9 protein-coding genes are annotated in these 11,907 nt (G+C 42.6%); 8 read left to right on the forward strand and 1 reads right to left on the reverse strand.

The window, feature by feature from the left end:
- Positions 1-7 precede the first annotated feature (7 nt).
- Positions 8-895, reverse strand: a complete 888-nt coding sequence (locus tag GQY27_RS11590) for an AraC family transcriptional regulator (RefSeq protein WP_160034480.1) — start codon at positions 893-895, stop codon at positions 8-10.
- Positions 896-1,121: 226 nt separating this feature from the next.
- On the opposite strand from GQY27_RS11590, the gene GQY27_RS11595 reads away from it, so the two are divergent.
- From GQY27_RS11595 to ptsG, 8 genes are all read left to right on the forward strand, one after another.
- Complete coding sequence (locus GQY27_RS11595) at positions 1,122-2,300, forward strand: galactokinase (RefSeq protein WP_160034482.1); 1,179 nt, start codon at positions 1,122-1,124, stop codon at positions 2,298-2,300.
- A 3-nt stretch (positions 2,301-2,303) separates the two neighbouring features.
- Positions 2,304-3,305 (forward strand): UDP-glucose 4-epimerase GalE, encoded by a 1,002-nt coding sequence (galE, locus tag GQY27_RS11600; protein ID WP_160034484.1) that lies wholly within the window; start codon positions 2,304-2,306, stop codon positions 3,303-3,305.
- Positions 3,306-3,309: 4 nt separating this feature from the next.
- On the forward strand, positions 3,310-4,935 hold the full coding sequence (locus GQY27_RS11605; protein WP_160034486.1) for a UDP-glucose--hexose-1-phosphate uridylyltransferase: 1,626 nt from the start codon (positions 3,310-3,312) through the stop codon (positions 4,933-4,935).
- 234 nt (positions 4,936-5,169) lie between these two features.
- Positions 5,170-6,333, forward strand: coding sequence for an iron-containing alcohol dehydrogenase (locus GQY27_RS11610; protein ID WP_160034639.1), 1,164 nt, complete (start codon positions 5,170-5,172; stop codon positions 6,331-6,333).
- A 163-nt stretch (positions 6,334-6,496) separates the two neighbouring features.
- Positions 6,497-7,015 (forward strand): NfeD family membrane protein, encoded by a 519-nt coding sequence (locus tag GQY27_RS11615; RefSeq protein ID WP_160034488.1) that lies wholly within the window; start codon positions 6,497-6,499, stop codon positions 7,013-7,015.
- A gap of 28 nt (positions 7,016-7,043) precedes the next feature.
- Positions 7,044-8,564, forward strand: a complete 1,521-nt coding sequence (floT, locus tag GQY27_RS11620; protein ID WP_160034490.1) for a flotillin lipid rafts scaffold protein FloT — start codon at positions 7,044-7,046, stop codon at positions 8,562-8,564.
- A 140-nt stretch (positions 8,565-8,704) separates the two neighbouring features.
- Positions 8,705-9,559: a glucose PTS transporter transcription antiterminator GlcT gene (gene glcT, locus GQY27_RS11625; RefSeq protein ID WP_236570567.1), complete on the forward strand. Its 855-nt coding sequence runs from the start codon at positions 8,705-8,707 to the stop codon at positions 9,557-9,559.
- Positions 9,560-9,805: 246 nt separating this feature from the next.
- Positions 9,806-11,851, forward strand: a complete 2,046-nt coding sequence (gene ptsG / locus GQY27_RS11630; RefSeq protein ID WP_160034494.1) for a glucose-specific PTS transporter subunit IIBC — start codon at positions 9,806-9,808, stop codon at positions 11,849-11,851.
- The last annotated feature ends 56 nt before the right edge of the window (positions 11,852-11,907 follow it).

The following is an 11,907-nucleotide window of genomic DNA, read 5'->3' on the forward strand; positions in this document are numbered from 1 at the left end:
TGCTTGTTCAAGGGAATGACTTTTTATCACTAGGCTGCTCTTGTACTTGTTTTCGATAGGCGGTTGGTGATTGTTTATAAAAACGTTTAAATTGTCTTGAAAAGTATAGGGAATCCGGTAACCCGACCGATGCAGAGACCTGTTCCACGGATAACTCGGGTCTCTCTCGCAGCAGTTGTCTTGATTTATCAATTCTTAGTTTGAGCAGATAGGTTACCGGAGAAAATCCTGTTTCTTTTTTGAAAATACGAGAAAGGTAGGCCCGGTTATATCCGAGGCTCGAACACATTTGCTCTATAGAGATGGGGTGAGCATACTGCGTCGACATGTACTGAATCATTTGCTTGACCGTTCCTCCGACTCTTGCATCTACGAGAGGCAATGCTGATTCTAAAAGAAGTCGTTCTTTAGCTAAAGCGAAAACAAGATACAAATATCCTAAGGAGGTAAGGTGTGCACTCTCTTTTTTCTCGTAAAAGGCCTCCTGCATCATACCGAGGAGCTTCGAGAATTGATCTTGTTCTCCTGCAGAGGATACAGGTAAGTCCAATGTGAATCCGGTATACCGTACTTGTTCATCGGCTTCTGCCCCTGTAAAAGCAATCCACCGATATCGCCAAGGCTCTTCCTCATCCGATACATAGCTCACGAGCTGTGAAGGATGAATAAGAAACAAATCCCCTTGTTTTAAATGGTAGGTGTGATGTTCTGTTTTGTAGATGCCTTTACCCGACTCAATGTAATGGAGCAGGTAGTAATCATAAATTTTCGGCCCAAGTGCATGGCTTGGCTTGGTTTGGCTTTCGCCTGCAAAAAGAACGTGCAAAGAACTGTTTTCATAAGAAACAGGGTTGGAAGCTATAGAATACGTATATGGAATTTCGTTATGTGTCATGGGAATGGGCTTCTCTCCCTTATTCATTTACTTGTTTATTGTTATAAGAATTATACCATAAAAAACAGGGTGAATACGTCCGTAATGCCAATGTTTTCCATGTTTAATTTTATTTGAAGGTCACATTTGTCCATATATAAAACACATCACTACATTACCATGTGTAACGCTTTCAAGTATACTGAACCTATAAATCAAAACAACTTATACAAGAGGTGATATACCCGTGAACGTGCAAGATCTTACAGCTTCTTTTATTAATCAGTACGGTAACAGCTCTTCTGACATTCGTGTATTTTATGCTCCGGGACGTGTAAATCTGATCGGTGAACATATTGATTATAACGGCGGTTATGTACTGCCAGCAGCACTTGAATTTGGTACAACACTACTCATTCGCGAGCGTGAAGATGATGAGATTCACTTCTTCTCTACCAATATTCCTTATACAGCGACTGTAAAAGCAGGAGAAATTGGTGCATCCAAGACAGATGAGTGGATCGATTATCCAGTAGGTGTCATGGTTGAACTGAAAAAAGCAGGAACTCCTGTAACTAGAGGATATGACCTGTTATTCCATGGCGAAATTCCAAATGGAGCTGGCTTGTCTTCTTCTGCTTCGCTGGAAGTCGTTACTGGATTTGGACTGCTAACGATGGAAGGCGGCAACATCGATACGGTAGAACTTTCCCTTCTTTCTCAGCGAGCAGAGAACCAGTATGTTGGGGTAAACAGCGGAATTATGGACCAATTCGCGGTTGCAAATGGAGCGAAAGATCATGCGATTCTGCTCATGTGCGATACGCTGGAATACAAACATGTTCCTTTCCAAACGGGATCTTACAAACTCATTATCGGCAACACGAATAAACGCCGGGGATTGGTTGATTCCGCATATAACGAACGCCGTGAACAATGTGATCGTTCTCTTTCTATTCTGAAAGAACATGTACCGTCACTCGAGTATCTTGCTGAGCTGAAGCCAGAACAATATGAAGAGCTCGAAGTACATCTCGGAGAACAAGTCCTGAAGAATCGGACTAGACACGTTGTAGAAGAGAATGCGCGTGTACTAGCTTCTGTTGAAGCGCTAAGCGCAAACGACCTTACGACATTCGGTCAGCTGATGAATGCTTCTCATGACTCGCTTCGCGACTTGTATGAAGTAAGCTGTTCAGAACTCGATGTCATGGTAGAAGAAGCACGGAAGATTCCAGGAACACTTGGTGCCAGAATGACGGGTGCAGGATTTGGCGGATGTACGGTATCTCTTGTCCATGAAGATGATGTAGAGCGTTTTGTTAAAGAAGTGGGGGCTGCATATAAAGAGCGCACAGGTCTTGAAGGCGAATTCTATGTATGCGGTGTTGGCGATGGAGTAAAAGAATGGGACGGGGAGGAATAAAAAATGGCAATTTTAGTTACAGGTGGAGCAGGATATATTGGATCTCATACGGTAGCGGCACTCCTTGAACGCGGAGAAGAAGTAGTGGTAGTGGATAACTTGCAGACAGGGCACCGTGAAGCGGTACTTGGCGGAGCTTTTTACGAAGGCGACTTGCGAGACAAAGCATTTTTGGATCAGGTGTTTGCCGAGAATAAGATTGAAGCTGTTATCCATTTTGCAGCGAATTCACTGGTTGGTGAAAGCATGCAGAATCCGGCGAAATATTACGACAATAACGTATTTGGTACGTTAACTCTTCTGGAAGCAATGAATAATGCAGGGGTTAGCAAAATCGTATTCTCATCTACCGCTGCTACTTACGGCGAGCCGGAAAAAGTACCGATTGAAGAAACAGATCGTACCGAACCTACGAATGTATATGGTGAGACGAAGCTCATGATGGAACGCATGATGTCTTGGTTTGATAAAGTTCTTGGTATTAAGTATGTATCTCTTCGTTACTTTAATGCAGCAGGTGCTCATAAGGATGGAAAAATTGGGGAAGATCATCAGCCGGAAAGCCATCTAATCCCATTGGTACTGCAAACTGCACTTGGACAGCGTAAACAAATTGCTATCTTTGGTGATGATTATGCGACAGAAGACGGTACTTGTATCCGTGACTACATCCATGTGAGCGATTTGGCAGATGCGCATTTACGGGCTGTAGATTATCTTCGCAAGGGTGAAGAAAGCAATGTATTTAACTTAGGAAACGGTACAGGCTTCAGTGTAAAACAAGTAATCGAAACGGCGAAGAAAGTGACCGGTCTAGAAATCCCGGTTGTCATGGAACCGCGCAGAGCAGGAGACCCGGCAGTTCTTGTCGCTTCCTCCGCAAAAGCTCGTTCTGTTCTTGGTTGGGAGCCAAAATATACAAATCTTGAAGATGTAATCGCGAGTGCATGGGGCTGGCATCAGTCTCATCCCGAAGGTTATAGTGCGAACAATAAAGGAGAGTAAACTAATGTCTGAAATGAATATGAACGCCGGTGCAGGAACAACTTCAGAAAATTCACAGTCCTTACCAGCTGCAGAAGAAGCGCTTCATGCCATTGAAAGGCTGGTATTGTTTGCTCACAGACACACACTCATTGAAGATGCAGATGTAGACTACAGCCGTAATCAGCTGCTGAGCTTGTTTCAATTCGATGAACCTTTTGCAGGATTGGTAGATGAGTCCGAGCTTTCCGGACCGCAGCCTGTTCTTGATATTCTAATTGATTATGGAGTTGAAATGGGTCTGATCCCAGAGAATACGGATACGTACCGTGATTTGCTCGATGCTCAGATTATGGGTCTTCTCATGGCCCGCCCATCTGAGGTAATTCGGGAGTTCCGAGAGAATGAGTCGAAATCAGGAATTCAGGCGGCTACCGACCGTTTCTACCAACTGTCCATAGACTCCAACTATATTCGGATGGAACGAGTTAAGAAGAATGTGTACTGGAAACAGTCTACAGAGTATGGCGACATGGAGATCACAATCAATTTATCCAAGCCGGAAAAAAGTCCGAAAGAGATTGCAATGGCTAAACTTTTGCCGCCTCCTGTTTATCCGAAATGTCAGTTATGCCGAGAGAATGTAGGCTATCGGGGCCGGATTAACCATCCAGCTCGTCAGAATCTCAGAACGATTCCGCTGACGATGAATCAAGAAAAATGGTTGTTCCAGTACTCACCGTATGTGTATTACAACGAACACTGTATCGTGTTCCATCATGATCATGTACCGATGAAACTGACTAAAGATACCCTTCGCCGTTTGCTTGGATTTGTTGATCAGTATCCACACTATTTTATTGGATCAAATGCTGATCTTCCCATCGTGGGCGGAAGTATTCTAACGCACGATCATTTCCAGGGAGGACGTCATACATTTCCAATTCAGAAGGCGGTACAGGAAGCGGTATTTACGATTGAAAAAGCTCCAGAAGTGAAGCTTAGTCTTGTGAAATGGCCAATGTCCGTGCTTCGTCTGACGTCCGAAAGTTCGGATGCGCTTCTTGAAATAGGTAATGAGATATACGAGGCGTGGAAGGAATACAGCGATGCAGCAGTTGATATCTTGTCCCATACAGAGGCAAGCGGAGAACGGGTACCGCATAACACCGTGACTCCTATTGTTCGCCGTACAGAAGATGGGCAGTATGAGATGGATTTAGTACTGCGTAATAACCGTACGAGCAGCGAGTATCCAGATGGAATCTTCCATCCGCATCCAGAAATGCATCACCTCAAAAAAGAAAACATCGGCCTAATCGAAGTTATGGGACTAGCTATTTTGCCAGGTCGTTTAAAAGAAGAACTTGATCTCATTGCAGACATGCTCGCAGGAAATCATGAACTAAGACAACAAACTATAACGAACGAACAATCTGCTCTCTATAAGCACAAAGCATGGATTGAAGAGCTTACAGATAAATATGGAACCTCCTTATCAAAGGAAAAAGCAGTGGGTAAAGTTCAAGAAGAAGCAGGTATCAAATTTGCGAAAATTCTTGAACATGCCGGCGTATTTAAACGAGATGAAGCAGGTAAAGCTGCATTCCGTCGTTTTGTACAACATGTTGGTTTCACAGAACAAAAATAACGATATGGCACACCTTCAAACCGGGGGTGTGCTTTTATTCTAATAGTGCATGTAAGTTATTATTTTTTCATTCAGCTCGTGAGTAATTTCATAGTGATTAAAGCAACCAAAGGTATGTTGAAGTTGGTTTCTAGTCTATGAAATTTGTTTTACTATTCTTTGGCATTTATAATGATAGAACGGCGCAAATAAATAGACGCTATTCTTCTAAACAATCTGGAGGCGATCCTCATGATGAGATCATTTCAATTTTATAATCCAACACGTCTAATTTTCGGAAAAGGACAGTTGGAAGCTTTAAAAACAGAAGTACCGAAATACGGCAAAAAAGTACTGCTTGTATATGGCGGAGGAAGTATAAAACGTAACGGTCTATATGATCGCACTCTATCCATTCTTAGCGACATTGGGGCAGAAGTACATGAGTTGTCTGGTGTGGAACCAAACCCGCGCTTGTCCACCGTTCATCAAGGAGTAGAGATTTGTAAAAGCAAAGGAATAGACTTAATTCTTGCTGTCGGCGGCGGTAGTGTAATTGACTGTGCGAAAGCTATTGCAGCAGGCGCGAAATACGATGGAGATATGTGGGATTTCTGCAAACGCACAGCAATGCCGCAAGATGCTTTGCCGTTAGCAACGGTACTGACAATGGCTGCCACAGGTTCAGAAATGAACAGCGGATCTGTTATTACAAACCAGGATACTCAGGAAAAACTGGGCTGGGGAAGTCCATACGTTTTCCCTGTATTCTCTATTCTTGATCCAGAACATACGTATTCTGTACCTCTAGATCAAACCGTATATGGAATGGTCGATATGATGTCTCACGTACTGGAGCATTACTTCCATTTGGATCCAAATACTCCGGTTCAGCTTGGATTCTGTGAGACGCTGCTTCGCACTGTGATGGAAGCTGCGCCAAAACTGATTGGTGATCTCGAAAACTATGAACTGCGTGAAACGATTCTGTACTGTGGTACGATGGCTCTAAACAGCATGGTAAGCATGGGTCTAGCAGGAGACTGGGCGACCCACAACATCGAGCATGCGGTATCTGCGGTATATGATATCCCTCATGGCGGCGGACTTGCGATCTTGTTCCCGAACTGGATGAAACATAACCTGCATGTGGATGTAGCTCGATTCAAACGCTTAGCAATCAATGTATTTGAAGTGAATCCAGAAGGGAAAACGGATGAGGAAATTGCCCTTGAAGGAATTGAAGCACTTCGTACATTCTGGACTTCCATTGGAGCACCAAGTCGCCTAGCTGATTATGATATTGACGACAGTCAAATTGATACAATGGCTGATAAAGCAATGGTATTTGGCCCATTCGGTAACTTTAATAAACTGCAACGTGAAGATGTTGTGGCCATCTACAAAGCATCATTGTAATTTGCAATCGTATATATATTAATTCTAACCAAAAGCCCTTTGCAGGTGTTTACTCTGCGAAGGGCTATTTAATTCGTTTTTCTGCAGTTTCAAAATATTGAAACATTTTCCTAATTCATACGTATTAATTTACATGTACATACAACAGAAGAGGGGGTGGAACATGGAAACTTTATACTGGTCTTGTCTGATTGGAGGAGCGCTTTTTGCAGTAATCGGTGTTTTATTTGGAGATTTGCTGGATGGCTTGCTTGAAGGTGCTGCCGATTTCCCGGGGTTCGATTTCTTGAATACGACGGTTGTTGCAAGTGTGATTACGATCTTTGGTGGAGCAGGAATCATGCTATCCAAGTACACAGAGCTTGATACTGCAGGGCTTCTTTTTCTTTCTTTGCTCATTGGACTGCTAGGCGGCGTACTTGTGTTTTTTGCCTACATAAAGCCAGCACGGAATAGTGAGATGTCCACAGGCTTTTCCATAAAAGAGCTGACAGGCAAGATGGGTGAAATTACAATTCCTGTTCCAGAAAAGGGGTATGGAGAGGTCATGATTAAGCTGGTGAGCGGAAATACGGTACATACAGCAACCAGTTTTGAAGCCAAACCTATTCTTGCCGGAGCCCAAGTCGTTGTTGTCGAAGTCGCTGATGGAGTCCTTCATGTGGCTGAACTGGATTATTAAAAATGTTCATTAATAAGGAGAGATGAGTATGCCAGATGTGTTCGTAGTTCCTGCTATTGTTGTAGGTGTGATTCTCGTATTAGGTATTGCTTTTTGGGCGAGGTACAAAACAGTTGGGCCGGATGAGGCCATGATCGTAACAGGTTCTTTCTTAGGGAATAAACACATCGCAGATGATGACAGTGGACGAAAAATTAAAATTGTTAGAGGCGGCGGTACGTTTATATGGCCGGTCTTCCAGCAATCCGAATTCATCTCTTTATTATCTCACAAGCTTGATGTAATGACTCCAGAAGTATATACAGAGCAAGGAGTTCCGGTTATTGCGGATGGGGTAGCTATTATCAAAGTAGGAAGTTCAGTCGAAGACGTAGCCACTGCAGCAGAGCAGTTCATCGGGAAACCAGTAGAAGCCCTAAGAGGTGAGGCACAGGAAGTGCTTGAAGGACATCTGCGTGCTATTCTCGGTACCATGACAGTAGAAGAAGTGTACCGTAACCGGGATCGCTTTGCTCAAGAAGTGCAAGGGGTAGCGGCAAGAGACCTCAAAAAAATGGGGCTTAGCATTGTATCATTTACGATTAAAGATGTACGTGACAAACATGGTTATTTGGATGCGCTCGGTAAACCGCGTATTGCTATGGTGAAAAGGGATGCCGAAATTGCTGAAGCAGAAGCAGTGCGGGATGCTAGGATTCAAAAAGCAAATGCAGAAGAGCAAGGACAAAAAGCAGAACTTTTAAGAGATACGAACATTGCAGAAGCTGCTAAAGAAAAAGAATTGAAAGTCGCTTCCTTTAAGAAAGATCAAGATACAGCAAAAGCAGAAGCGGATCAGGCTTATCATATCCAAGAAGCACGTGCAAAACAGACGATGGTTGAGGAACAAATGAAAGTAGAACTCGTTCGTAAAGAACGTGAAATTGATCTGCAAGCCAAAGAAATTATGGTTCGTGAGAAACAATACGATGCAGAAGTGAAGAAAAAGGCAGAAGCCGACCGTTATGCGGTTGAACAGGCAGCAGAAGCGGATAAAGCGAAAAGAATGCGTGAAGCAGATGCACTTCAGTATTCGATCGAAACTCAGGCAAAAGCTACTTCAGAGCAAAAAAGGCTCGAAGGTCAAGCGATGGCGGATGCAGAACTCGCAAAAGGTACAGCAGATGCAGAAGTTATTCGTCTGCGCGGTTTAGCAGAAGCCGAAGCAAAAGAAAAATTGGCCGAAGCCTTCCAAAAATTTGGAGAAGCAGCGGTACTCGATATTATCGTGAAAATGCTGCCTGAACTTGCCGGTAAAATTGCAGAACCAATCTCTTCTATTGATAAGTTAACAGTGGTAGATACAGGTAAAGGTGAGGGGGCTGCACGCGTAAGTAATTATGTGACAGAACTGATGGCGACCGCACCGGAAATGCTTAAGAGTGTATCCGGCATCGACGTAGAGCAACTTATCCAAGGTTTTACTAAAAAACTAAGTAAAGAAGAACCGGCAGCTATAGAGAAAATTACCATTCCTGCTGAAGTTGCAGCGACTAAAGATTCTATTTAAAGAATTACCTGTATGATTAGCCTTGTTTAACATGATCTACATTTGACCTCTGCCTCATAATTTGTTACTTTTAGCAGTATGCCTTATCTAAATTTACTGCGCGGATGTTACAAGAATTATGGGGCAAAAGAGGTGCTAAAGTGAACCTGAAAGTGGCAAAAGTACTGAACAATAACGTTATTATTGGAACCCATCCAGAACACGAAGAAGTTGTTGTTATCGGTAAGGGGATTGGTTTTCATCGCAAGTCTGGAGATGTTATCCCGCTCCAAACGGTAGAAAAAATGTTTATTTTAACCAATCAGGAAGAACAAGAGCAATACAAACAGCTCATTCCGCGAGTGAGTGAAAATTTAATTGAGACAGTAAACGATATTATTTTATATATAACAAGTGAGAGTAATGTGAAGTTAAATGAGCATATTCACATCGCTTTAACGGATCATATTGCATTTGCACTGAAACGGATGGAACAAGGTATTGTATTGCACAATCCCTTTTTGTATGAGACGAAGGAAATTTATCCAATGGAATACCGTTTAGCATCTTATGCCATAAATCTGATCAAGGAACGACTTGGTGTAGATTTAGGAGAAGAAGAAATAGGGTTCGTCGCTCTCCATATCTATAGTGCAATGACGAATCAGAACTTAAGCGAAGTGCAGCAACATTCTAAATTAATTGCCGATCTTGTAGCTGTCGTGGAGGATAAACTTGATTATCGAATTCCTCGGCAATCCTTAGATTATTCTAGGCTGGTTACACATTTAAGGTTTGCAATTGAACGCATCAAGCGCGGAGAAGAAGTAGCAGAGGTTCAAAAACTGGATTCTCTTCTAAGTAAAGAATATCCAGAAATGTATTCCCTTTCATGGACGTTAACCAAAATTATGGAGAAGCGTATGAAGCATGCGGTGTATGCAGCAGAAGTCAGCTATCTTGCGTTGCATTTGCAGCGGCTATCTCAAAAAAAAGAGCAGGAAACAACAAAATGAATTTTTTTATTGAAAAGGCTTGCAATCTTTTGTTGATGGTGCTATTATGTAGTCCTTGAAAGGCTTAACAACTTAATACTTACAACGTGTTACTGATACGATCAGGCATGAGTTGAGAAAAGTATGATTGATGAAGACTATATTGGGGTAAGATAACCCATAGGTCGAACAAGAATACTCTATTAACTCATGCTTTTTTGCGTTTTCAATTAACACTGTGTGGATTCTACAGAAGGAGTGACGAAAATGTTCAAAAAGCTTTTCGGCGTGTTGCAGCGTGTCGGTAAAGCGGTCATGCTTCCGGTAGCGATCTTGCCGGCTGCCGGTTTGCTTCTAGGGATTGGTAACTTGTTAGTCAATCCAGACTTTCTGCAATACGTACCTGTCCTTGAAGCACATTGGGTACAAGTGATTGCCAACGTTCTTATGAACTCAGGGCAAATTGTATTCGATAACTTATCCTTACTGTTTGCAGTTGGGGTTGCGGTAGGACTTGCTGGTGGAGACGGGGTTGCCGGACTCGCAGCAATTATTGGTTATCTCATCATGAATGTAACGATGGGAACAGTACTGGGTGTAAACGATTATGTATTATCACAACAAGGTGCTGCTTATGCTAGTGTACTAGGTATACCTACCTTACAGACTGGGGTATTTGGTGGTATTATAATCGGGGTCTTGGCTGCGGCGATGTACAATAGGTTTTTCAAAATCGAACTTCCGTCGTATTTGGGATTCTTTGCAGGTAAGCGATTTGTACCTATTGCTACAGCTGCGTTTTCATTAATAATAGGATTGGCTCTTACGCTCGTATGGCCGCCGATTCAAAATGGATTAAACTTTGTGTCTCAGAGCATGATTAGTTCGAACGAGACACTGTCAGCGTTTATTTTCGGTACCATTGAACGCTCGCTGATTCCTTTTGGTCTTCATCATATTTTCTATTCTCCGTTCTGGTTTGAATTTGGAGAATATATCAACCAAGCAGGTGAAGTGGTACGTGGTGACCAGCGTATATTCATGGCTCAACTTCGTGATGGAGTTGAATTCACAGCAGGTACGTTTACTACCGGTAAATATCCGTTCATGATGTTCGGACTTCCTGCAGCGGCACTGGCGATCTACCACACAGCTAAACCAGAGAACAAAAAAGTGGTTGGTTCCCTGATGGTATCCGGTGCTCTTACCGCGTTTCTAACAGGGATTACAGAACCGCTTGAATTCTCTTTCTTGTTTGTTGCACCGCTTTTGTTTGCAGTCCATGCAGTATTTGCTGGTCTGTCCTTTATGGTAATGCAAATTCTGGGCGTTAAAATAGGTATGACATTCTCGGGAGGTTTAATTGACTACATCTTGTTCGGGGTTATTCCTAACCGTACGCCATGGTATCTAGTTATTGTCGTGGGTCTTGCATTTGCGGTAATATATTACTTCGGTTTCCGTTTTGTTATTACGAAATTCAATCTCAAAACACCGGGCCGAGAAGAAAAAGTCATTGAAACAGGTTCGACAAGTACAGGTTCTAAAGACGAATTGCCTCATCAAATCTTGAAAGCATTTGGCGGTTCGGATAATATTAAACACCTGGATGCATGTATCACCAGACTTCGTATTGAAGTTAAAGATAAATCGACAGTTGATAAGAATCGTCTAAAAGTTTTAGGCGCTTCGGGTGTTCTTGAAGTGGGTAATAATGTACAAGCTATTTTCGGTACACGTTCAGACACAATCAAGTCGCAAATGAAAGATATTATGGATGGCCGTGCTCCTGCGGCACCGGAAGTTGATCCAGAACCAGAGGTAGAACAAGCTCAAGGTGAGTCTGGTGAAGCAATTATTCCTGAGCAAATTGTAATGCCTGCTAATGGTGAACTTCTGGACATTACGCAAGTACCTGACCCTGTTTTCTCTGAGAAAATGACAGGTGATGGTTTTGCCTTCCTGCCACATGAGAATACGATTCATTCTCCGGTTAACGGAAAAGTGTTTAATGTATTCCCTAGTAAGCACGCAATCGGCATTTTGTCCGATGGTGGAAAAGAAGTACTTGTTCATATTGGGGTTAACACGGTTAAACTCAAAGGACAAGGGTTCAAAGTGTTGGTTGAAGAAGGCGATCTTGTATCCGCTGGTCAACCCATTATGGAAGTAGACGTGGAATATGTGAAAGCACATGCTCCATCTATTATTTCCCCGGTAATTTTCTCTAATCTGCCTGAAGGTTCTATGGTTAAGTTGGAAAAATCAGGAGTGCAAAAGGCTGGAGAAGAAAAAATTATCACAATTCATTAATAATTTTGAGGTTCACAACCATTAAAAAAAAGGTATTATGTATTACGTGATTTTAT

Origin of the sequence: Paenibacillus sp. An7 (genome assembly GCF_009870785.1) — a bacterium.
Lineage (GTDB): Bacteria > Bacillota > Bacilli > Paenibacillales > Paenibacillaceae > Paenibacillus.

What these genes read in the sequence shown, in the direction of transcription:
- GQY27_RS11590 (WP_160034480.1), bottom strand. Translation starts at nt 895, where the DNA reads ATGACACATAACGAAATTCCATATACGTATTCTATAGCTTCCAACCCT.
- galE (WP_160034484.1), top strand. Translation starts at nt 2,304, where the DNA reads ATGGCAATTTTAGTTACAGGTGGAGCAGGATATATTGGATCTCATACG.
- GQY27_RS11605 (WP_160034486.1), top strand. Translation starts at nt 3,310, where the DNA reads ATGTCTGAAATGAATATGAACGCCGGTGCAGGAACAACTTCAGAAAAT.
- GQY27_RS11610 (WP_160034639.1), top strand. Translation starts at nt 5,170, where the DNA reads ATGAGATCATTTCAATTTTATAATCCAACACGTCTAATTTTCGGAAAA.
- GQY27_RS11615 (WP_160034488.1), top strand. Translation starts at nt 6,497, where the DNA reads ATGGAAACTTTATACTGGTCTTGTCTGATTGGAGGAGCGCTTTTTGCA.
- floT (WP_160034490.1), top strand. Translation starts at nt 7,044, where the DNA reads ATGCCAGATGTGTTCGTAGTTCCTGCTATTGTTGTAGGTGTGATTCTC.
- ptsG (WP_160034494.1), top strand. Translation starts at nt 9,806, where the DNA reads ATGTTCAAAAAGCTTTTCGGCGTGTTGCAGCGTGTCGGTAAAGCGGTC.